20 protein-coding genes and 1 pseudogene are annotated in these 22,197 nt (G+C 42.0%); 11 read left to right on the top strand and 10 right to left on the bottom strand.

What is annotated here, in order from left to right; genetic code table 11:
- Nucleotides 1-67: 67 nt before the first annotated feature.
- Nucleotides 68-3,496, top strand: a complete 3,429-nt coding sequence (locus N473_RS03920; RefSeq protein ID WP_063366801.1) for a PAS domain-containing hybrid sensor histidine kinase/response regulator — start codon at nt 68-70, stop codon at nt 3,494-3,496.
- Here N473_RS03920 and N473_RS03915 read toward each other — a convergent pair.
- Both N473_RS03915 and panP read right to left on the bottom strand, forming a co-directional pair.
- The gene (locus N473_RS03915) at nt 3,493-4,578 is read right to left on the bottom strand and encodes a sensor domain-containing diguanylate cyclase (RefSeq protein WP_231099516.1); all 1,086 of its coding nucleotides are present in this window, start codon (nt 4,576-4,578) and stop codon (nt 3,493-3,495) included. The two genes, N473_RS03920 and N473_RS03915, sit on opposite strands and share 4 nt — an antisense overlap.
- A gap of 355 nt (nt 4,579-4,933) precedes the next feature.
- Nucleotides 4,934-6,565, bottom strand: coding sequence for a pyridoxal-dependent aspartate 1-decarboxylase PanP (gene panP / locus N473_RS03910; protein ID WP_063366800.1), 1,632 nt, complete (start codon nt 6,563-6,565; stop codon nt 4,934-4,936).
- 297 nt (nt 6,566-6,862) lie between these two features.
- Here panP and N473_RS03905 point away from each other — a divergent pair, with 297 nt between their 5' ends.
- Complete coding sequence (locus tag N473_RS03905) at nt 6,863-8,764, top strand: GGDEF domain-containing protein (RefSeq protein ID WP_063366799.1); 1,902 nt, start codon at nt 6,863-6,865, stop codon at nt 8,762-8,764.
- Here N473_RS03905 and trmB read toward each other — a convergent pair.
- The 7 genes from trmB to rph all read right to left on the bottom strand — a co-directional run bounded on the left by trmB (nt 8,761) and on the right by rph (nt 15,600).
- On the bottom strand, nt 8,761-9,435 hold the full coding sequence (trmB, locus tag N473_RS03900) for a tRNA (guanine(46)-N(7))-methyltransferase TrmB (RefSeq protein ID WP_063366922.1): 675 nt from the start codon (nt 9,433-9,435) through the stop codon (nt 8,761-8,763). The two genes, N473_RS03905 and trmB, sit on opposite strands and share 4 nt — an antisense overlap.
- Nucleotides 9,436-10,376: 941 nt before the next feature.
- The gene (locus tag N473_RS03895; RefSeq protein WP_063366921.1) at nt 10,377-11,144 is read right to left on the bottom strand and encodes an ABC transporter permease; all 768 of its coding nucleotides are present in this window, start codon (nt 11,142-11,144) and stop codon (nt 10,377-10,379) included.
- Nucleotides 11,145-11,146: 2 nt separating this feature from the next.
- Nucleotides 11,147-12,067: an ABC transporter ATP-binding protein gene (locus N473_RS03890; RefSeq protein WP_063366798.1), complete on the bottom strand. Its 921-nt coding sequence runs from the start codon at nt 12,065-12,067 to the stop codon at nt 11,147-11,149.
- A gap of 42 nt (nt 12,068-12,109) precedes the next feature.
- Nucleotides 12,110-12,727 (bottom strand): flavin prenyltransferase UbiX, encoded by a 618-nt coding sequence (locus N473_RS03885; RefSeq protein WP_063366797.1) that lies wholly within the window; start codon nt 12,725-12,727, stop codon nt 12,110-12,112.
- 4 nt (nt 12,728-12,731) lie between these two features.
- Entirely contained in the window at nt 12,732-14,081 is a 1,350-nt protein-coding gene (gene mpl / locus N473_RS03880; RefSeq protein WP_063366796.1) for a UDP-N-acetylmuramate:L-alanyl-gamma-D-glutamyl-meso-diaminopimelate ligase, read from the bottom strand.
- Between the two features lie 146 nt (nt 14,082-14,227).
- The gene (pyrE, locus tag N473_RS03875; protein WP_046354198.1) at nt 14,228-14,872 is read right to left on the bottom strand and encodes an orotate phosphoribosyltransferase; all 645 of its coding nucleotides are present in this window, start codon (nt 14,870-14,872) and stop codon (nt 14,228-14,230) included.
- A gap of 14 nt (nt 14,873-14,886) precedes the next feature.
- Nucleotides 14,887-15,600: a ribonuclease PH gene (gene rph, locus N473_RS03870; RefSeq protein ID WP_023399777.1), complete on the bottom strand. Its 714-nt coding sequence runs from the start codon at nt 15,598-15,600 to the stop codon at nt 14,887-14,889.
- A gap of 153 nt (nt 15,601-15,753) precedes the next feature.
- Here rph and N473_RS03865 point away from each other — a divergent pair, with 153 nt between their 5' ends.
- The 5 genes and pseudogenes from N473_RS03865 (at nt 15,754) to N473_RS03850 (ending at nt 19,450) form a co-directional block, all read left to right on the top strand.
- Complete coding sequence (locus tag N473_RS03865; RefSeq protein WP_039611914.1) at nt 15,754-16,614, top strand: YicC/YloC family endoribonuclease; 861 nt, start codon at nt 15,754-15,756, stop codon at nt 16,612-16,614.
- Nucleotides 16,615-16,810: 196 nt separating this feature from the next.
- On the top strand, nt 16,811-17,407 hold the full coding sequence (locus N473_RS26935; RefSeq protein ID WP_331247941.1) for a tyrosine-type recombinase/integrase: 597 nt from the start codon (nt 16,811-16,813) through the stop codon (nt 17,405-17,407).
- A 27-nt stretch (nt 17,408-17,434) separates the two neighbouring features.
- Nucleotides 17,435-18,001 (top strand): annotated as a pseudogene (locus N473_RS26930) (site-specific integrase); the annotation flags it as partial.
- A 166-nt stretch (nt 18,002-18,167) separates the two neighbouring features.
- Complete coding sequence (locus tag N473_RS03855) at nt 18,168-19,019, top strand: toll/interleukin-1 receptor domain-containing protein (RefSeq protein WP_063366795.1); 852 nt, start codon at nt 18,168-18,170, stop codon at nt 19,017-19,019.
- A 2-nt stretch (nt 19,020-19,021) separates the two neighbouring features.
- Nucleotides 19,022-19,450 carry a hypothetical protein gene (locus tag N473_RS03850; protein ID WP_063366794.1) on the top strand — a complete coding sequence of 143 codons (429 nt, stop codon included), beginning with the start codon at nt 19,022-19,024 and terminating at the stop codon, nt 19,448-19,450.
- Between the two features lie 78 nt (nt 19,451-19,528).
- Here the strand turns inward: N473_RS03850 and N473_RS03845 are convergent, their stop codons facing one another.
- On the bottom strand, nt 19,529-19,993 hold the full coding sequence (locus tag N473_RS03845; protein ID WP_063366793.1) for a hypothetical protein: 465 nt from the start codon (nt 19,991-19,993) through the stop codon (nt 19,529-19,531).
- A gap of 333 nt (nt 19,994-20,326) precedes the next feature.
- Here N473_RS03845 and N473_RS03840 point away from each other — a divergent pair, with 333 nt between their 5' ends.
- From N473_RS03840 to N473_RS26960, 4 genes are all read left to right on the top strand, one after another.
- Nucleotides 20,327-20,818: a hypothetical protein gene (locus N473_RS03840; protein WP_063366792.1), complete on the top strand. Its 492-nt coding sequence runs from the start codon at nt 20,327-20,329 to the stop codon at nt 20,816-20,818.
- A gap of 3 nt (nt 20,819-20,821) precedes the next feature.
- Nucleotides 20,822-21,304: a hypothetical protein gene (locus N473_RS03835; protein ID WP_063366791.1), complete on the top strand. Its 483-nt coding sequence runs from the start codon at nt 20,822-20,824 to the stop codon at nt 21,302-21,304.
- A 277-nt stretch (nt 21,305-21,581) separates the two neighbouring features.
- Nucleotides 21,582-21,812: a hypothetical protein gene (locus tag N473_RS03830; protein ID WP_063366790.1), complete on the top strand. Its 231-nt coding sequence runs from the start codon at nt 21,582-21,584 to the stop codon at nt 21,810-21,812.
- Nucleotides 21,806-22,114, top strand: a complete 309-nt coding sequence (locus N473_RS26960; protein WP_063366789.1) for a type II toxin-antitoxin system RelE/ParE family toxin — start codon at nt 21,806-21,808, stop codon at nt 22,112-22,114. Before N473_RS03830 ends, N473_RS26960 begins: the two co-directional genes overlap by 7 nt.
- Nucleotides 22,115-22,197: the final 83 nt, after the last annotated feature.

Below are 22,197 nucleotides of genomic sequence, written 5' to 3'. Positions count from 1 at the left end.
TAAGATTAACCTTCAAACAGATCATCGACTTTAATAACAGAATCAATCACATCAACTAGGACCGACGATGACAGCTGCGCTTATTTTGGTTGCCCTTAGCTATATTGGCCTATTATTTTGGCTGGCGAACTGGGGAGATAAACACACCCCATTGGCACAAAAAATAAGCCACCATCCTTTTGTCTATGCGCTCGCGCTGGGGATTTACTGTACTTCCTGGACGTATTACGGCTCAGTTGGAACAGCGGCTGCCAGTAGTTGGCATTTTTTCCCCATTTTACTTGGTCCCGCACTGCTGTTTTTGTTTGGACATGGTTTTTTACGTAAACTGATTTTGGTGAGTAAAAAGCAAAATATCACCACTATTTCTGACTTTATCAGTGCTCGATATGGCAAACGACAAATGACTGCCGTCATGGTGACTTTAATTGCTTTGCTCGCCACCATTCCCTACATTGCATTGCAATTGAAAGCCCTCGCCAATAGCTTCGAGTTACTGCGTCAAAACGATAATATCTCAGGTGCGATGTTGGCACTCACAGGTACCCTAATGATGGCTTTATTTGCAATATTTTTTGGTGCAAGAAAAGTCGATGTCACCGAGTACCGATCAGGCCTGATGCTAGCCATTGCGTTCGAGTCCATCATTAAATTACTCGCTTTAATCGCTGTGGCCTATATTTCAGTTCAAGCACTGTTTATGCAAAGTAATACAGCATCTATTTGGTCTCATTGGCAAAACTTTAATTTTGCTGACTTTAACTTTGTCGGTCAGACACTCATGGCTGGCGCAGCCATTATTTGCTTACCCAGGCAGTTTCATGTCACTGTAGTGGACAATCAAAATAGCACTCACTTAAATACCGCTAGATGGGCTTTCCCGTTATATTTGATGTTGATTGCGTTGATGATTATACCCATCGCCAGTGCCGCAATTCACCCCAATATTGGCCAAGATATTGCAGCAGATAGTTTTGTTTTAGGGCTACCATTGAGTATTGACTATCCAGTCATTTCTACGTTTGTGTTTATCGGGGGGCTGTCGGCTGCAACGGCAATGATTGTGGTCGCGACACTTACACTCAGCACCATGCTATCCAATGATATTGTCTTGCCTTTGCTGCTTAAAAGGCGATTTAAAAAGAGCTTATTGACCAGCAACTATAAATCTCAAATCCTGTTAGTTCGACGCTTCATTATCGGCGCTATTTTGCTGCTCGCTTATCTATATCAACAATGGATCGGACATGGTGCTGCGCTGGCCAGTATGGGGTTGGTCGCGTTCTCTTTAGTCACCCAATTACTGCCAGCCATCGTGGGCGGTTTGTACTGGCGTAAAGGTCATGCGTATGGCGTTTATGCAGGGTTGCTTGCTGGGTTAATTTGTTGGGCCCTCTTTTTATTGCTGCCAATAGTGTCTGCGCCAGAACTACTTGATTATCAGACCCAACAATCTATTGTGACACGCGGAACCTTGCTGGCATTACTCGCCAATATTAGCTGTTATATAAGCTTTTCATTAGGTGCATATGAACGCCTTATTGATAAATTACAAGCCACCGCGTTTGTCAGGCCCAAAGAGCAAGCTGCACTGGCAAAAAAGCTAAATAAAGAAGTAAAAGCGTCTGTTTATGACTTCAAAGTCCTGTTACAAACCTTTTTAGGAATTCAACGAAGTCAGCAACTGCTTGGCCACTATGCACTCAATGAAGATATAGATGAAAACAACGCAACACCCACACCTGACTTTATTAACTTTTGTGAACGAGCACTCACTGGTGTACTCGGAGCCTCATCTGCACAGGCGCTGATCCATGCTGTTTCTTCTGGCAAGCAAATGGCCTTTGAAGAAGTGGTGACCTTTTTCGATGAAACCACACAGGCACTGCAATTCAACCAAAACCTTTTATTTACCTCATTGGAAAACCTCAGTCATGGTATATCGGTTGTTGATAAAGATCTCAAACTAGTCGCATGGAATAAGCGCTACAATGAAATGTTTGAATACCCTCAAGGCTACCTTCAAGTTGGTCAGGATATTGAAGAAATCATTCGATATAACGCACAGCGTGGAGAGTGTGGTCCAGGTACACTGGACAAGTTGGTTGAGAAGCGCGTGCAACACCTACGAAATGGTACGCCTCACCACTATATTAGACATAGAGAGAATGGCCAAGTATTTGAAATGACCGGAAACCCGTTGCCAGGAGGCGGGTTTGTAACGAGCTTTTCCGATATCACCATGCACATGGCAACGCAAAATGCCCTAGAAGAAATAAATATGGACTTGGAAAACCGCATTGAAGCGAGGACTTTGGAGATCCGTGCAATTAATCAAGATTTAGAAGCGCAAATAGCCACCCGAGAAAAAATAGAACAAGATCTGGTTAGTGCTAAAAAAGAAGCAGAACGTGCGAATGACAGTAAAACTCGATTTTTAGCGCTTGCAAGCCATGATATATTGCAACCACTCAACGCGGCGAGACTCTATCTTGGCGCCATCGATGAACAGAAGCTGCCTGAAAGCGAGCAAAGCAACCTGAGCAAACTTGGAGATAGTCTGGATTCGACTGTTCACCTTATGTCCTCTTTGCTCGATATTGCAAAACTAGAACAAGGTGCTATGAAGCCAACCCCTAAGCACTTTAATTTAAATGACATTATCAAACCGTTGGTGAATGAATACTTACTGCTTTGCCAAGATAAAGGACTCACTCTTAAAGTGCGTAATACGGATCACACAGTACACAGCGACATAACATACCTTCGTCGTGTCATTCAAAACCTCGTTTCAAATGCCGTAAAATATACTGACACAGGCACGGTGCTCATAGCATGTCGCAAGCGCGCACATAGTCTGCGTATTGAAGTATGGGATACTGGCCCGGGGATCTCCCCTCGTGAGCAAGAGAAAATTTTCAATGATTTTTACCGAATAGAAGCTGGCGATAACCGCGGCGTGGGATTGGGCCTCGGCGTAGTCAAGCGTCTGTGTGATTTAATGAGTATTCCACTGAACATGCATTCACAGCTCTCTGCAGGCAGTCGTTTTTTTATTGAGGTTCCCTTGGGTGAACCACTGCAAATACAAACGGATGAGAGTGTCACGCCATCAAGAAGCAAACGCGATTTATCAGTCATTGCAATAGACGATGATCCAAATAACTTAGCGGCTATGTCTAGCCTATTGAATAAATGGCAGCTTCAACATTTGCTATTTTCTCAGGTCGATGAGGTAATCACACATGCTCAAAATCATCCAGCGCCGGATATTTTATTGGTGGATTATCAGCTAGGTACGGATTGCGATGGTGTGATGTTGATACAAAAACTTAGGGCAATCTGGCGTCATGACATTCCGGCAGTTTTGATAACCGCAGTACGAGAAAACGCTTTAAAGTCACAAGTAAAAGCACAGCAAATTCATTACCTAACTAAGCCCTTAAAACCAGCGAAACTCAAAGCCTTGTTGAATCACTCTCAAGGTGTTAACTAAAGTGCCAACTTAATTTGGTCGCGACCTGCCGCTTTAGCTTGATAAACGGCTTGATCTGCGGCCTTTAAAGATTGACTAAACGGCATATTCAGGTTGACACTCGCCACACCAATACTCACGGTAAAGTGGATGATTTCGTCTTCATACTCTACCGCTAATGCAGCTGCTTTCTCTTTCAGACGCTGCGCCACATTCATGGCTAACGACACCTCAGTCTCTGGGAGCAAAATAATAAACTCTTCCCCACCTAAACGGCACACGCAATCCTCTGTGCGCACCAATGTGTGACAGCAAGCCGCAAATTGCTTCAATACTTCATCACCACCATCATGGCCGTATTTATCATTGATGGATTTAAACCGGTCTAAGTCAATCATCAATAAACTTAATGGTCTATCCGCTCGTTGGTGACGGCTCATCTCGCTTCTTGCGTAATCCATCAAATAGCGACGATTCTTAAGTCCAGTTAGGACATCTTGAAATGCCATTTCAGTCAGTTTTTGCTGCATTTGCCACAACTCATGCACGAGCAGACGTCGACTGCAACAATCAGCAATCAGCTCTGCAGCCACAACTTCCCATTGCAGCCACTCTCTCGGTTCAAAGCGTCCTTCACAACATACAACGCCAATCGCTAACCCATTTTGAAAAATCGCGGTATCCAATAATGCGCATATCTGCTGGGGGACTAAATACCCCTCTGTGAATTCGCTGGTTCTGGCATCTGTCATCGCATCACTGGCTGAAATCGTTTCACCGTTGATGATTGCTCGGAAATAATTTGGGTAATCTTGTACTTTTAGCTCAGGTAATGGACCAGTGATCAGGCCACTCCAATCTGTATTGGCAAAATTAATAAGCTTGCCAGGTGTAGAAGCATCGTCAAACAGCCACACTGATACACGGCTTACATTTAACAACGCCTTGGCTTCAAATAATATGTCGGATAAAAACTGCTGATGGCCAACAGAAACGTCAACCTCTTTTGATAAGACCCTTCTTAGTCTCTGTGTTACATGTGTTAGTTCATTATGCCTATTATTCGGCATATCCCCTTCATACTCTTTCACATCAACAGCCAATGTTATCACCCAAATACATCTAGTTTATACACCCATTAACCTATTTTAGGTCACTTGTCATCATATGTAGCCTGGACTCCATCGACTCCAACTTGGGTTAACCACTCACTCGCTATTCAATGCCAGTATAACCGTTGGCTACTTTCACTACTAATAATACGCCGATAAGATAAAAAAGCACTCTCTATTTATCCCAATTAGGGGACTCATTCAGAGATAAAATATTATAATTTGATCTGGCATATTTATTATGCTGCAGTTGGGCAATCGTTAATGCCTTATACACCATCGCCTTTCTATGTAGATTCAGACGGTTATTACCAATCTAAATAAAAAGGAGCCAGTTGGCTCCTTTTTATTTAGATAGATATTTGCTCAAATATTTTTTCAGAACAGGGTCATGCTGGGCCATTTCTCTTTGCTCTTCCAAAATATCATTCAGCATTTGATAAGACGTCAAAGGGTTTGCCAAAACAACCCGAAACACAACAGTCGGTTGATTATCATATTGCTTTGGTGTCAAACGCGTCCTTGATACAAAAGAACGACCTGTTTCACGCTGCCTTTTTTGCATACTGGCTGTGAGACGGTTTAACGCAGCATAAATATCTAGTTTTTCTTGCTCATCTGCAACTTGTAAAGCTTGTTTCACTTCTCTAGGCACATAACGATACGTCAGTAGACATAGTTCGGGCTGAGAGATGAGCTCAAAATCATCTTGTTCCGAAATCAAATTTGCAAAATAATGGGCTTTTTCAATACTGTGGTCAATCAGCATTTCATAGCCTTTGCGACCAATTACTTGTAAGCATGCATGCACTAACATCGCCATACCTGGACGACTGCCTTCAAGTGTATGACTACCTAAATCTTTCGACCCTTTTCGCAATATATATTCAGCATGATGCTCTATCACATCTGTCGCAGCAGGGTCTTTAAATAACACAATACCTGCGCCCATTGGCACATACATTTGCTTGTGTGCGTCAATGGTCACTGAGTCCGCTTTTTCAATCCCAGATAGAAGATGCCTATATGTATTGGACAGCAGTGTCGCACCACCCCAGGCTGCATCAACATGAAAATGACAACCAAGTTCTTTACACAAGTCAGCCATATCATTTAAAGGATCAATACTACCGGTCTCAGTTGTACCTGCAACACCCACAATCGCCATCACCTTGATCCCCTTGGCCTCAAGCTCAAGCGCGGTCTCACGCATGGCGTGCATGTCAACCTTATTATCTTGATTGGTGCGAACTGCGATGAAATTATCACGCCCAATACCGAGTACATCGGCTGCTTTGCCTAGAGAATAGTGACCTCGCTCTGACACGAGTACGGCTAACCCTTTATAACCATAGTGCATCATTGCCGCAAACATGCCCTGAGAAGAAATTCCCTTAAAGTCCCCCTCAGGTTTCAATAAGCGATTTCGCGCTATCCACAATGCGGTAATATTGGCAATGGTACCACCAGAACAAAATGCACCGAGCGCATTCTTAGCACTGTGCATCCACTTTTGATAGAAGCTTTCATCCTGTCCATATGTCAAATGGTGCATCATGCCTAAAACTTGACGTTCAAGTGGTGTAAATGCTTTTGAAGTTTCAATTTTTACCAAGTTTTGGTTCAGCCCAACCATAAGCTTTGATAGCGGCAGCAAAAAGTGCGGTAATGCCGATGTCATATGACCAATAAAGCTTGGCGATGCGGTATGAACTGAATGTGCGACTAATTGCTCCATGATATCCTGAGCATAGTCAGACACAAACGTAGGCTCTTCAGGGATCGCTGCCGACTGAAAGTCTTTCTCTATCTCATGTAGGGGTTTTTCAATCGCTGCAATATTTTCGTTCAAAAAACCCGCAAGATTATGAGAGATCTCTTGTTCAATTTTACTGAGTGTAGAGCCAGGAGCTTCCGGTACGGTAAATATTCGCATCAAGCTTTCTTCAGAAGCGACTGCACAACGCTTTGGACCCATTGTTATTCCCAATCACAAATAGAGTAGATAAGTGCTGATGCGCTGACATCTAGTCTAACAGACACATCTACCTTACTAATTTATTACGAAATCACTAACTCTACTTTAAAGTTGCCAGAAAGTCTTTAAATGCGGTGTAAAAAAATAAGCTGGTCCGCTATTTTCTCCATAAACCGCCGAAATAAAAGTTTTTCGGAACAAAAAACGCGCGCAGTTTACTAAAAACTTTGTAAACTCTGCATCAAAGATATAAAATTTGTAATATTATTTAACGAATCAGCAATCGGAACTGCAATAATGAATAAATGGAATTTTGCTCACCGCACCCTGTCCTTAACATGGGTGCTCGTTGGTTTTCTCACCTTTGTGATATCCCTAGCAGGCTATGTGTACTACACATATCAAAACAGTAAAGCAGTCATCATGGAGGACATTGATAATAAGCTGCGCATCGCTGCGCACAGCGCAAATTTATTCGTCGGTCCAGCTTATCACGACAGCTTAACAGACTTATCTCCACAAGAATTTAAGGCTCGGAGCGAACAACTGACTAAGTTGGCACAATCAGTAGGGGTTGAATACGTATATGCAATGATTTACGACTCTCCACATGTGCACTTTACCGCCTCAAGCTATACCATTGAAGATGTTGCAAAAGGCCATTTAACTCAATTCAAAGATATATATGAAGAAGCGACAACCAGCAATAAGGGGGCTTTTCGTTCAACTACTGAAGTATTTGAAATATCTACAGATAAATGGGGGCATTTTAAAACCATTTTCGTCCCACATATTACACCTAATGGTCAAATTTACCTAACAGGCGCTGATATAACGATTTCTCATATAGAAAGCCAATTACAGGATAACGTTACCCAAGCAGCCCTATCAGCGAGCTTTTTCTTTTGTATCGCTTTGCTGGTTGCGGGTACTTATATACTCGTTTATCGCCGCACCCTAACGACCGATGCACGTACAGGTTTTGCAAATCGCTTAGCCTTGGAGCAAGACTTAGGCAATGCGAAAAGAGCACACTTAAGCCTTGCGATTATTTCAATTTGTGAGTTAGAAGAAATTATCAGCTTTTATGGTGCTGGTGTTGGCGATAAAGTCATTCATAACGTGATGCGCTATTTCCAAAACTTAACAACGCCTTTTAAAGTCTATCGATTGGCCACCTCTAAATTAGTTTTATTGTGTGACACGCCCAATGGAGAGCACTACCTCAACAACTTGATATCTGAGTTCCCCTTTTCGAGACCGATTCTCAATGACCCCTTGCTGTACATTCAACTCAAAGCGGGTATTGCCCGCGGCAATAAAGGCTTATTACTTGAAAATGCGTTTATCGCTTGTCGACAGGCGCAACAACTGCATCAAATAACGTATATTTATGGGCAGCAAACACAAAAAACTAAACTGCTTCAGGAGTCTAATTTAGCCATCGCAAAGACTGTGCAAAGCGCCTTTGACCAACATAGGATAATTCCTTACTTCACGCCAAGAGCCAGCATTAAGGAACAAAAGATTGTGCAATATCACTGCGCTCCAAGGGTACTGACTGAACAGGGTGTGATATTAAAATCACAGGCGTTTGGGGAGGTAATCAAGCATTCGCGCCTTAACTCGCAATTGACAAAACAAATGCTTGAACTGTGTGTGGCGCAGTTTAGAAAAACAAATGTTGCTTGGAGCCTAGCACTCACCCCGCAAGATTTGCGAGACCCGCAAATGATGGAATGTATTACTCAAGCTATCAATCGTTACCCGCAACCAAACCTCATCACATTCGAGCTAGATGAACAAGCGCTGATCAGCCAGTTTAATGATATGACCGCAATTATCAGTATACTCCGCGCCAAAGGTGTTAACATTTTAGTTAATTCACGTAATAGCGGTCTGCTTACTATTAGTCGCGTGCTAAAAATGTCCATTAACGCAGTTAAATTAGATGAAAAACTCATTGAGCAGCTGGCTGATAACCCTCAGGTTAAAGGGCTTATTAAGCACATTGGTGAGCAGTGTAAAAACAGTCAAATCGCATTGATTGTTTCTGGGATTAAGTGCAAAGCGCAGCTAGAGCAGTTAGCCGATACACACATCACTTTATTTGAAGGAGATTACATTGGCGCCGCAGCGCCACATATCAAGGAAAGCTCCACACGTACCGTGCTGAATGAAATACCGCAGGCACTTTAAACGCGCGGTAAAGTGACTACTAAGCGAGTACTGGATTGCCCACTTGCCCAGTACTTGCGTTCAAATGGCGTGATAGCCTGTTCACTGTCATAGGCCTCACAATCAGCTTTAACACCCGCTAATTGTAAAGCCCTAGAAAACTCTTCAACGTACGTCGACCAATTACTTCGTACTTCTAGCACTCCACCCAGTTTGACAATAAATGGAAATACTGCCGCGCCATGCCAGCGCCTTTGAATATGCTTCGCTTTTGGCCATGGATTTGGATACAGCAAATAATGATGACTTGGCTGCCAATTCGCTTGATAGGCTAATCGCCAAAAGTCATTAAGATCAGCCTGCACCAAAATATACTGACCATGCTCATCTTGCTTATATTCTACGTCATGTTTATCAAGTCTATGGGATGATTTATCGATACCAATTACTAGGGCATCAGGGTGACGCTGTGCCAAGTTTGCAGTACTTTCCCCCACGCCGCAGCAAGAGTCTAATACAATTGGGCCTGAGAATGCCTGAACTTTCTCGTTTACCTCATTAAATGCTCGTAATGTATGTTCAGCAATGGGCTTTTTGAACTCTGCATTGAGGTGTTTTAGCACTATGTCATCTAGCTTTTCATGCAAGCCATTCTGGTTTGTGGTGATACTCCGAGAGTTTGCGTCGGCCATATTACTCGTCAAATTACTTTTGAATGAAGCAATTTTAAAAGCTTGTAGAGCAAAGTAAATAGTAAAAGATAAAAAGCCTTGGAAGGTGAACAACCTTGAATACGACTTAGATACTGTGCAAAAGGTGCATAGTGTTGTCATTAACACAAAAAAGCCGACAAACAGCGTTTGTCGGCTCGATACAACTAGGTGGGGAAGCCATCACAAAGTCCGGTAAATCCGCTCTTTGTGCGTCAGCCTAGCTATCTCATCATTGCCAATTGGATTCTACTCAATATATGGCAATTCGTGTCTATCTGTGTACGGTCATAGATCGCCACAAATATAAGGACCAGCGTTTAAGTTTTGACAGTGAACGCTGCCTGTAAATCAAGGGTACCAACAGAAATGTGAGCAGTCTGTTCAAAAGCTATACTCTTAATATTTAGAGATACAGACGTCACGTTTTTTATTGATTTTAAGTTTCATAACTTTCCTTTTTAAAACTCAAACATGTACACATAATAGGTAAACCGTGAAAATATCAAAAAAACACACTGACCCTAAAAAAATTTAAAAAATTATCCAGCACGCAACTTGAGCACTCATAAATACTGAGTAATATACAATCCAAACTATGGGTACAATGTGAGGAGTCCATCTAAAAAAGCAATAAATACCATTATTATTTAGATAGTTAAAAAGCCAACTTAGAGAATAAACTTCTGTGGTAACCAGCCGTTTTGCCAGTAACCGTGCCATCATCGACAATACTTTAACTGCATAACCGTTATTCTAAAATCAATAAAACACAGTAATATCATGATATAGCCTAGCCATAAAAGCTGTTATAGAGCACTTATTGGCACAGTAAAGCAGAGTGAAAGCCACATGCACGAGTGGCATGTGATAGATGAAAAAGTAGAGCACAGCCCTATTTTGGACTGTGCCCTAGAGATAACTTAGTGTCTCAGTCCGACACCACGCTTTATCAGTGTCAGCGCTATCGTAAATAGCACCGTAATAAAACCAATTAGTACGCCAAATGCAACATAGATATTGACGTCGGATACACCTAAGAAGCCATATCTGAACGCGTTAACCATATAGATGATTGGGTTGATTTGCGATACCCCTTGCCAAAACTCAGGGAGCAACTGAATCGAGTAGAATACCCCACCCAGATACGTCAACGGCGTTAACACAAAGGTCGGAATAATACTGATATCATCAAAGCTGTTTGCATACACGGCGTTGATCAAACCGCCAAGTGCAAACACAGCTGAGGTCAATACAACAGTGGCCACAATCACTGCGATATTATGAATTTGAATATCTACAAAGAACAAACTGACCAAGCTGACAATTAAGCCCACCAGCATGCCTCGGGCCATACCGCCCCCCATATAACCGAGTACAATCACATAGTTAGGCACAGGTGCAACCAGTAACTCTTCAATGCTTTTTTGAAACTTTGTTGAGTAAAAGCTGGACGCTACATTTGAATAGGAGTTAGTGATCACCGACATCATGATAAGACCCGGCACAATAAACTCCATATAGCCAAAGCCGCCCATTTCACCAATGCGCGACCCAATCAAGCTACCAAAAATAATAAAGTAAAGTGTCATCGTAATGGCTGGCGGTACTAAGGTTTGCACCCAAATGCGCAAAAAGCGTATGCACTCTTTAATCCAAATACTTTTCAGTGCAACACGGTATTTCAATATGCTCATTGCTTACGCCCCTGCTCTAATAACCCCACAAATAGCTCCTCTAAGCGATTCGCTTTATTACGCATACTTAACACTGTATTGCCTTGCTCGCTCAATTGCGCAAAGACACCGTTAAGCCCTTGTGACTTCTCTACTTCAACTTCAAGCGTGTGATCATCAATCAAGGTAAACTGATACCCAGACAGTGATACAGGTTTGATGGGAGCTTGCAAATCTAAGATAAAGGTTTCTTTATCTAGTTTTGCTAACAAGGCTTTTATCGTGGTGTGCTCAACAATGACCCCTTTGTCGATAATGGCGATATTACGACACAATAACTCAGCCTCTTCTAAATAGTGAGTCGTTAAGATAATAGTGACACCTTGGCTGTTAATTTCTCGCAAGAAATCCCACATAGAGCGTCTTAGCTCTATGTCCACACCCGCAGTCGGCTCATCCAATATCAATAGCTTTGGCTCATGCATCAGTGCACGGGCGATCATTAAGCGGCGTTTCATACCACCAGATAAGGTCCGTGCTTGCTTATCTTTTTTATCAAACAGCCCGAGTTGCTTCAGATATTTTTCGGCGCGCTGATGCGCAACTTGGCGAGGCACACCGTAATAGCCTGCTTGATTCACCAAAATTTGGTTCAGCGTTTCGAACTGGCTAAAGTTAAACTCCTGAGGCACTAATCCGAGCTCAGATTTCGCCTCTTCTAATGCAGTATCAATCGAGTGGCCAAATACACTGACCTCACCTTGGGTTTTATTGACTAAAGAAGCAATAACCCCAATCGTTGTCGACTTGCCCGCCCCATTTGGGCCTAGCAATGCAAAGAAATCCCCTTCTTGCACCTCTAAATCTATCCCTTTAACGGCTTCAACACCGTTTTTATAGACTTTTTTTAAGCCTTTTATACTTAATGCAGTTGTCATGTATTTCGGATCCCCAATCCCCATAATGTGTTTTCAAACAATTTAGTCGCCATATCCCCAGCGTTTTGCCAGATTATGTTCGATGTTTAGATGGTCTAAAATCCGTGCCACCATAAAATCAACCAGATCCTCGATGGACTGTGGTTGATGATAAAAGCCCGGCGCAGCAGGCATAATTGTGACGCCTAATTGACTCAACTTGAGCATGTTTTCCAAATGGATCGGGCTAAATGGCGTCTCACGTGGCACCAGTATTAACTGCCCACGCTCCTTGATCACCACATCCGCTGCACGCTCAAGTAAGTTATCTGATGCACCCAGTGCAATCGCTGAGACACTGCCAGCACTGCAGGGACATACCACCATTTTTTTTGGTGCGGCCGAACCGGATGCAACGGGACTAAACCAGTTGTCTTTCCCAAAGACTTGAATTTGACCTTCTTTAGCTTTGCACAGTGCACTGAGCTGTTCAGTGGCTTTGGCTTCATTACCAGAGAGTTTAACGTTGGACTCAGTATCCAGTACCACGCGCGCGGCGCTGGAGATAAGCACAAAGACTTTATAATCAAGTGCGACCAAAACTTCTAACAAACGTAGTCCATATGGCGCACCCGATGCGCCGCTAAATGCTAACGTAATTGGATCTTTAAATTGTGACATAGGTTTATGACATTACCTTTTTAAGCTCAGCGGTTAGGGCGTCATGAATGCCATTAAAACCACCGTTACTCATAATTAAAATATGCTGATTTGGTTTGGCCTGCGAAGTGACGTACTTAATAATGTCATCTGTACTCGCAAAGCATTGTCGACCCGCTTTTTGTGCCGCTTCTTTTAAAGACCATGAAAGGCCTTGTGGCTCATAGACTAAAGCTTCATCAGCGGCACCAAGCGCATTCATTAACGTATCTTGGTGCACGCCCATTTTCATGGTATTTGAACGTGGCTCCAAAATAGCAATGATTTCATCACTGCCCACTTTGGCACGGAGCCCAGCAAGTGTCGTTTCAATCGCAGTTGGATGATGTGCAAAATCATCATACACACTCACACCGCCGATTTCGGCTTTAAGTTCCATGCGACGTTTTGGCGACTTGAAAGTTTGCAGTGCTTCAATGCTTACCTCAACCGGGATCCCGACATGACGAGCGGCAGCAATGGCCATAATGGCGTTTTTCACATTGTGCTCACCAATGGCAGACCAATTTACCTCACCAACTTCTTCGCCCTGCAGCAGCACGTTAAAGCAGCTGCCATCAGGCACGATTAATTGATACGACCAATCCCCACCAAGCGATTCTTTTTGACTCCAAAAACCACGCTCTAGCACCTCATTTATTGCACTATCTTTTGCTGGATAAATCGCTTTCCCCTGCCCAGGTAGGGTTCTGATCAAATGGTGGAACTGGGTCTGGATGGCATTTAAATCAGCAAAAATGTCTGCATGATCAAACTCAAGGTTATTCAGAATTAACGTACGTGGTAAATAGTGAACAAACTTGCTGCGCTTATCAAAAAATGCGGTGTCATATTCATCGGCTTCGATAACAAAGAATGGCGTATCGGTCACCCGTGCGGATAAACCAAAATTTTGCACAATCCCACCAATTAAAAAGCCAGGCTTCAGACCCGCATATTCTAGCAACCAAGCTAGCATACTGGCTGTGGTGGTTTTGCCATGGGTACCAGCAACAGCCAATACCCAAGCATCTTGCAATACATGCTGTTTTAACCACTCAGGTCCTGATGTATACGGCAGGCCTTTCTCTAACACATACTCTACACAAGGGTTACCGCGACTCATTGCATTGCCTATCACAACCACGTCTGGCCTTGGCTCCAACTGAGCGGGATCATAACCTTGCGTTAATTCAATCCCCAAAGATTCAAGTTGGGTACTCATTGGCGGGTAAACGTTTTGGTCTGAGCCTGTGACTTTATGGCCCAAAGATTGTGCGATGGCTGCAATGCCCCCCATAAAGGTGCCGCAGATCCCAAGAATATGAATATGCATAAGTTCAGCTAGTTATGAAAATTGCCCCTAGAGTAACATACTCCAATGAGCCTAGGCTGACTTTGTACGCAAAACACTTTTGCACAGACAAAAAAATACCAGCCTGTTGGCTGGTATTTTTAGTCCATACTTAATTCAGTCACAACTTACGCAACACCGTATTGATCACGGTACGCTTTAACTGCCGCTAAATGCTCAGACGCGCTACCTTGTTGCTCTAGGTAAGTAATGAGATCAGCAAGCTTAACAATCGACACCACTTCTGTGCCAAAGTCACGCTCAACTTCTTGAATTGCAGAAAGCTCACCTTTACCTTTTTCCTGACGGTCAAGGGCAATCAACACACCAGCTAGGTCTGCTTCGTTCGCCTTAATAATTTCCATCGACTCACGGATTGCAGTACCTGCTGTGATCACATCATCAACCAACATAATACGGCCTTTCAGCTCAGAACCAACAAGGTTTCCGCCTTCACCGTGCTGCTTTTTCTCTTTACGATTAAAGCAGTAAGGTACGTCTTTGTCATGGTGATCAGCCAGTGCAACAGCAGTTGTTGTCGCAATTGGAATGCCTTTATAGGCAGGGCCAAATAACACGTCATAAGCAATGCCCGCGTCTTCTAGTGCCGCAGCATAAAAGCGACCTAAACGCGCAAGGTCACGACCCGTGTTAAATAAGCCAGCATTAAAGAAGTAAGGGCTAGTACGACCTGATTTAAGCGTAAACTCACCAAACTTTAGTACCTGCTTTTCCAGCGCAAATTCAATAAAATCTTTTTGATACTGTTTCATAACTCACCTACTGTTTACGCTAATGCTTGTTTTTGGATATCGATGATCTCGCGAATAGAATGCTTGGCTAGTGCCAGCAACTCGTCAAGCTCTTCGAATGAAAAAGGTTCGCCTTCAGCAGTACCTTGCACTTCAATCAGTTTGCCAGTTTCTGTCATGATCACGTTCATGTCAGTCTCAGCTTCTGAATCTTCAAGGTACTCTAAGTCGCTGATCGCTTCACCGTTGTATACACCAACAGATATCGCGGCAATCATGAACTTAAGTGGGTTTGCATTGATCATGCCTTTTGCACGCATGTGCGTCAGTGCGTCAACCAAAGCCACACATGCACCACTGATTGATGCTGTACGTGTACCACCGTCTGCTTGCAGCACATCGCAGTCAATTGTAATGGTATTTTCACCTAGCGCCGATAGGTCAACCGCAGCACGAAGTGCACGTGCGATAAGGCGTTGAATTTCCATCGTACGACCACCTTGCTTGCCTTTTGCAGCTTCGCGGCCATTACGAGTGTGAGTAGAGCGAGGAAGCATGCCATACTCTGCAGTGATCCAACCTTTACCTTGTCCTTTCATAAAACGCGGTACGCCCGCTTCCACAGTCGCTGTACACAGCACTTTTGTATTGCCAAACTCTACAAGCACTGAGCCTTCAGCATGCATTGTATAGTTACGGGTAAATGTTACAGGTCTAATCTGATTTGCAGTTCTTTCGCTTGGACGCATCCACGTTCCCCTATCATCAAAGTTTCGCAATATTATAAAGGGATCCTTTGCGCTATGCCACGCAATACCAAAAGAAATCTTAGCTTTACCTATCGAGCAGCGTTTTTCTTAGGCTATAATGGCGTCGCAAACTTAATTAAATAGGAACTTTATATGATCCATAGTATGACCGCCTACGCTCGAAAAGAGGTAAAAGGCGATTGGGGCACTGGGGTTTGGGAGATCCGCTCAGTCAATCAACGTTATCTCGAAACATTTATCCGCGCGCCGGAGCAATTCAGGGCATTAGAGCCAGTAGTACGTGAACGCCTTCGTAAGCAACTGCAACGAGGCAAAGTAGAAGTCTATTTAAAATTTGCAGCAAATCCAGCTCACGTTGGTCAGCTGTCTATTAACGAAACCCTAGCCAAACAAATCTTAGAAAACGCTAAATGGGTGCAATCTATCAGCGGCGGCGATATTAACCCGACTGAAATCTTGCGCTGGCCTGGCGTTATGGAAGCTGAAGAAGTCGATTTAGATGAAGTAAACAGTGCATTACTTGCCGGTTTTGACGAAGTCGTACAAGACTTTAAAGCAGCAAGAGCCTCTGAAGGTGCAAACCTTGAGAGCATGATCACCACACGTCTAGACAGTATTCTTGAACAAGTCGCCGTTGTTGAAGGTCACATGCCAGAAGTGACTAAATGGCAACGTGACAAGCTCACACAAAAACTAGAAGAGCTGCAAACGGACATCGATGAATCGCGCTTAGAGCAAGAACTGATTTACCTTGCACAAAAGCAAGATGTGGCAGAAGAGCTAGACCGCTTAAAATCTCACGTCAAAGAGACGCATAAAATCTTGAAAAAAGGTGGCGCATGCGGCCGTCGTCTAGACTTTATGATGCAAGAGTTTAACCGTGAGTCGAATACACTTGCCTCTAAGTCTATCAATGCTGAGATCACCAATGCCGCAGTAGAGTTAAAAGTACTGATTGAGCAAATGCGCGAGCAGATCCAAAACATTGAGTAATGTTTCAGGCTGTTTCTGAGCGTTGAAATAGCCTTTAAAATCTAATAGTTATGAGTTTTACGTGTTTCAACCTGTTGCCCCGAATTGCTCTTTGTTTAGCAAAAGTGGTGACAGGAATGGTGACAGATTTTTCAAAATCTGAAAATCGTCCTAAAATTATAGGAATCTGTCACCATTTCTCACATAAGAGGTTGAAATGACAGTAAAAATCACAGTTCAAAAAATCAAAAGTCTTATTAAAAATCAAGCTGTTGGAAAATATGCAGTAGGGAATGGCCTATACTTTCGCGTCAGTGCTGAAGGGAGTGCTTTTTTCATTGTTCGTTATATGAGCCACGGTAAACGCAAAGAAATGACTTTAGGTAAATACCCAGACATTTCTTTAGTTGATGCCAAACTCAAAGCCGCACAAATTAAAGTCGATCTTAATAATGATGGTGTTGACCCTTTAGAAGAACGAAAGCGCCTCGATAACGAAACCTTAAAAACAGTCAATGATCTTGCCGAAGACTGGCTGCAAGAATGCGAAAAACGCTTAAAGCACCCAAATATCCCTAGACGTATTTATACCAAAGATCTCGCCCCTTATTTTGGTGGGTTAGCAATCGAAAAAGTAAACCCTAGAGATATTCGCGGCGCGATACAGCGCATAGCACAAAGAGACCGTCCAAGCATTGCAAATGACGCGCTCATGTACTGCAAGCAGCTATTCAGACACGCAATTAAGCTAGATTTACGCACCTCAAACCCAGCTGAAGCATTTAATGTGTCAGATGCGGGCGGCGTAGAGTAAAGCCGTAGCCGCGCCCTATCACTTGAAGAACTAGAGAAAGTGTATCAATGCCTGCGGGAAAACTCTGACCAATTTACCCGCGACAACTATTTAGCCTTTTCGCTGCTACTATGTTTAGGTGCCAGAAAAGGCGAACTGATCGCCGCAAAGTGGGCAGAGTTTGATCTTAAAGAAACGCTTTGGCATATCCCACAGGAGCGCAGCAAAACTGGCCGAGGCATCACCGTGCCATTAAGCCCCATCGTCATTGAATGGCTCAAAGAGTTGCAAATACGCGCCTTTGGCTCTGACTATGTTTTTCCAAACCGCAGAGCCAGCAAACGTTTTGGACATATCAGCCCCGACACACTCAACGCCGCCATTCAAAAGCTATTCCGTGAAGACAAAATGCCCGTGCCCCACTTTACCGTCCATGACCTACGCCGCACCTGTCGAAGCCTACTTGCAAGCAATGGTGTAGCTGGTCACATCGCCGAGCGATGCTTAAATCATAAGCTAAAAGGCGTTGAGGGAATCTATGACAGGTATGATTATTTGGATGAACGAAGAGAAGCATTAAGTCAGATTTATTGTAGATTAGCAGATATGATTTAGATAGCGATAGCTAAAAACTCCTACAATCGTTTCATTATTCAGACTGTCATGTAACACTCGTATGACAGCCTGAATAAAAATGCAAAATAGTATTTCCTTCACCCAGAAAATTTAATTAACATGGAAAACAACAAGATACTGAACAAGTTAAAAACAAGGAGTTAAAGTGTTTCAAGGCTTTAATCTTAAGATCAATAACGATAGCCATTTCGATTCACCTAGTGAGTATGAGCAAATATTAAAAAGTAGAGAGGAAAGCGTTAAAAAGTCACTAGAAAATTTCTACAATGACGAAGGCCTGCTCAACGGAGACGCCTTAAAAAAAGAATGGTTTCCTGAAATTGAGGGCAGCCATGTCTTTATCTCACATTCAAGCAAAGACAGAGAACTCGCTTTGAAGCTAGCCAACTGGCTTTATCATGAATTTAAAATTGAGTCCTTCGTTGACTCTACTGTCTGGGGTTTTGCAGATAAATTACTGAAGAAAATAGATAATAAATACGCATATCGTGAAGAAACAAAAGACTATAGTTATGAAATAAGAAACTATACAACCAGTCATGTTCATATGATGTTGTCAAATGCTTTGAACAGTATGATTGAGCGTTCAGAATGCTTACTCTTTCTAAACACTGAAAATGCTATTCGCAATATTTCTCTAGAAGAAGATAGGGAGCAATACACTTTTTCTCCGTGGATAATGGCCGAATTACAGACTAGTGCTTTAATTGAAAAGAAACAGTCGCCAAATTCAAAACGAGCTTTTTACTCACCTGAATCACATACAGCTGATCTTGAAAGAATTGTTGAAAAGGCTAAAAGCTTCCAAATGTTCCATAAAGCAAATGTTAAACACCTGGATAAATTAAATTATGAAAATTTAAAAAAGTGGGCTGACCATTGCAACGAAGACAAAGGATATGATGCTTTGACTCAACTATATAGGGATCATGCTAAAGGTTGCCAAAACCTATATAATCTTAAAGAGAAACCACTCGATGATACAGGGACTTGGTGAAAATGGATGAAAACTCAACTACACTGAAAGTGGCGCATTTAACCCTTATTCAAGGTGTTATCAATCGAATGGCCAATAATTCTTTTTTGATCAAAGGATGGTCAATAACCGTTCTGACAGCACTAATTGCTGTTGGCGGTGCTTTAAAAAATGAGCTTTTCTTCCTTTTATCATTACTTCCAATATTCTTATTTTGGTGGCTTGATGCTTACTTTTTTATGCTTGAAAATGTATACCGAAAGCTTTATGAAAAAGCTCTAGAGATGGAGTCAAATGATTTAAAACTAAATCCTAATCTAGTCACCGAAATAGATAGGAACTGCATATGTACACGGTTCAATTACTTGATGCGACGAGCTGTTAGGCCACTATATTTACTGCAAATCTTAATTTCAATATTCGGTGGGGTAATCATACGCTGCTTCTTATAGTAAGCTGATTGAGAATTAAACTTTGATTGGCAGTGTCTTAAATATATTAAGAGCTGCCCTTAAACACTATAAAATTTATCAGTCATAGCCTAATACAGAAACTGAAGCCCAACCAACCTTCCCTGCACAATCACCTTTTAAAATAGAAACTTCTTTCCACATTGGTATTCCATTCATGTCTGCAACTCGACCAGTAAGAGCAACAGGTGTATCAGCTATTGCATTACATACGAGCTTTGACTTATCGGTTGCTGCCATAATATTCGGCTCAGATATAATTAAGCTTACTCCCGTACTTCTATTTCGCAAAACTAGATCCTGAGATTTAGAACCAGTATCATTATAATTTATAGTTAACTGCCCAGAAACCTCACCTATCACCGTATTCTTTTCCCCATTAATAGTTTGATTAACTCTAGCTTCACCTGAAGATACAAAAGCGGAATACCCAGCAATTAAAGTACCAACTATTGTTGCGAAGGATGCAGCTACGCTCATTTTTTTTAACATACTCATTTTACTCCATTCAATAAATATACCCATGTATCAAGAAATCCTTTAGGATTAATTTATAGAAAAATCATGAAACTAAACAACTAACTACCTTTAACAAAAACACTCCAATAAATCTACAAAAAATTCAATTACAACGCCTGATACAGCAAAATAGGTTCGCTATATGCTATTGATAAACTTACTTGCATTTCTGTACCTTTGAGTAAAATAACTACAACCAATACTTTTTAACTTACCGCTATGTGACCAAAATCTAGAAGTGTGCAGTTTTGACAAGAAAACATCGCGATTCAGCTTGAGCTTTTTCAGTCAACCAAGAGACTCAACCTTTCTGAAACCTACGAAGCAATTCCAAAAGATGTGTCGCCGAATGATCCGCTGATCACATGGATCAATGAAGGTGTGGCAGAGTCCGTTGAAAGACCATTTACCATTGATGGCAAAGGGTTTATTGCAGAGATCTCACCTGCCAACTTTAAGAACAAGAAAAGTAAAAAATTTCAAAGCCATTTCCCGCATTTAAGAGAAGCACGTATTGAAAATGCGATTATTTCAATGGCTTCAAAACAAGCGATGCAAATTCAATCTGACGGCGAAAATAACAAAGTGTTTTATCTCAAGACAACCTACTATCAAATCCAAAAAGAAATGATCAACGCCATCAACAAAGTCGAAAACAAAACACTGAAGCCGAACGATTGCCCATACAACACTTCAAGCATTCGTGAAGCGTTAGAGATATTAAAACGCACTGATATCGCCGTGCGTAATGAGAGCGGCGAAAATCTGTATATTTTTAGCCGTATCAAAGATATTTACATGGAAGATAACAAAGTCGTCATAGAGCTTTGAAATATGATCACCAATTATATTCAAAGTGGCGACTGGAAAGCCTCAGATTCGGCCAGTATTGTTGCCTCAAAGTCTTACTACCTGATTAAGCTAAGAGCATTGCTAAACCTGAAATTTCGCTATGCCAGTGAAAAGGCAACTTATAACCCATCACTTAACTATCTTATTGAAAAGATTAACTTCAACGAGCACAAAGAAAAGCGTATTACACTGCAAAAGATCACAAAACTACTCGAAGCCATGCCAGAGATCAGTAAAGTAGAGATAAAGAAAAAGTACGAAGGCAGAAAAATCGCTGATGCGATCCTCAATATTTACCCTTCAAAACAATTTATCAGCACTATGATTGAAAACAACCAACTAACAAAACGTACTGAAAAAGCCTTTATTGCCGATGAGTCTGTAAAAGTAGAACCTATGGCGTTTGAGTACGATTCCAGCGCAACATTTCATCGTGAAAAAACAGCCTACAATATAGAGAAGTGAAAAATGCTATTTGGCAACAAGAAAAGATTATTTCAATAACCCAAACCATGAGAACCCATGACGCAAGACAAATTACAATCACTGATTACCTAGAACGTATAGGCGCAAAATTTGCCCGTACTCAGCAAGGAACTAATGGCCTGAAGTACGTTTACCACAGTCCAACAAGATCAGTAAACAAACGGCGTATGATTTAAGCCTGTTTACTAACTGACCATTTGACTTTGACCAATTTCTGATACAATAGAAGTAGACTTATTTTTTAAGAGTAGACAGTATGACTATTACTCTCCACGGTAACGTTGCCGAGCTTGTACAAGCTGAAGCTAACAACTCAGGATTTCAGTCGCCTGAAGATCTTATCTTCGAGGCTGTTTCTGAGTACGTAAAAAAACGCATTGATTCTGGTATAGAGCAAGGACTTGAAGATGTTGAAAGCGGAGATGTAGTTGAGCTTGATGCCAATAACATTTCAAAAATACTCTCTAAGTCAGCATCTCAATGGTAAAAGTACTCTTAACTCGAAAAGCTAAGCTCGATCTCGAAACAATTGAACATTTTATTTCTGAGGATAACCCGACCAGGGCCAGAAATTTTTGTGAAGAATTCTTGCATCGTGCTGTTGAAAACTTAGCAACTTTCTCTTTCTCTCACCCGCTCTACAACAAAGAAAAGAATATCAGGCGCTTTGTTTACCGAGACTACAATTTGTACTACCAATACGACACATCAAAAGACAGTGTTTATATCCTGCATATACTTCATGCCTCGGTATTTCAGAATATGTTGTTGAGAAATACAAAAAAATGATCATGTGATTCTAATTAGTTTTCGCAACATATTATATTTATAAAAATAAAATAACCCTCTCTCAAAAGTAACACACTCTTGTT

Source organism: Pseudoalteromonas luteoviolacea CPMOR-1 (assembly GCF_001625685.1).
Classification (GTDB): Bacteria; Pseudomonadota; Gammaproteobacteria; order Enterobacterales; family Alteromonadaceae; genus Pseudoalteromonas; species Pseudoalteromonas luteoviolacea_K.
The sequence above is the reverse complement of the archived record's forward strand: the minus strand, read 5'-3'. Positions and strand labels throughout refer to the sequence as shown.

Coding starts and splice junctions, on each gene's coding strand:
- N473_RS03920 (WP_063366801.1), top strand. CDS start 68: ATGACAGCTGCGCTTATTTTGGTTGCCCTTAGCTATATTGGCCTATTA.
- panP (WP_063366800.1), bottom strand. CDS start 6,565: ATGGGTCCAAAGCGTTGTGCAGTCGCTTCTGAAGAAAGCTTGATGCGA.
- N473_RS03905 (WP_063366799.1), top strand. CDS start 6,863: ATGAATAAATGGAATTTTGCTCACCGCACCCTGTCCTTAACATGGGTG.
- trmB (WP_063366922.1), bottom strand. CDS start 9,435: ATGGCCGACGCAAACTCTCGGAGTATCACCACAAACCAGAATGGCTTG.
- N473_RS03890 (WP_063366798.1), bottom strand. CDS start 12,067: ATGACAACTGCATTAAGTATAAAAGGCTTAAAAAAAGTCTATAAAAAC.
- N473_RS03885 (WP_063366797.1), bottom strand. CDS start 12,727: ATGTCACAATTTAAAGATCCAATTACGTTAGCATTTAGCGGCGCATCG.
- mpl (WP_063366796.1), bottom strand. CDS start 14,081: ATGCATATTCATATTCTTGGGATCTGCGGCACCTTTATGGGGGGCATT.
- pyrE (WP_046354198.1), bottom strand. CDS start 14,872: ATGAAACAGTATCAAAAAGATTTTATTGAATTTGCGCTGGAAAAGCAG.
- rph (WP_023399777.1), bottom strand. CDS start 15,600: ATGCGTCCAAGCGAAAGAACTGCAAATCAGATTAGACCTGTAACATTT.
- N473_RS03865 (WP_039611914.1), top strand. CDS start 15,754: ATGATCCATAGTATGACCGCCTACGCTCGAAAAGAGGTAAAAGGCGAT.
- N473_RS26935 (WP_331247941.1), top strand. CDS start 16,811: ATGACAGTAAAAATCACAGTTCAAAAAATCAAAAGTCTTATTAAAAAT.
- N473_RS03850 (WP_063366794.1), top strand. CDS start 19,022: ATGGATGAAAACTCAACTACACTGAAAGTGGCGCATTTAACCCTTATT.
- N473_RS03845 (WP_063366793.1), bottom strand. CDS start 19,993: ATGGGTATATTTATTGAATGGAGTAAAATGAGTATGTTAAAAAAAATG.
- N473_RS03835 (WP_063366791.1), top strand. CDS start 20,822: ATGATCACCAATTATATTCAAAGTGGCGACTGGAAAGCCTCAGATTCG.
- N473_RS03830 (WP_063366790.1), top strand. CDS start 21,582: ATGACTATTACTCTCCACGGTAACGTTGCCGAGCTTGTACAAGCTGAA.
- N473_RS26960 (WP_063366789.1), top strand. CDS start 21,806: ATGGTAAAAGTACTCTTAACTCGAAAAGCTAAGCTCGATCTCGAAACA.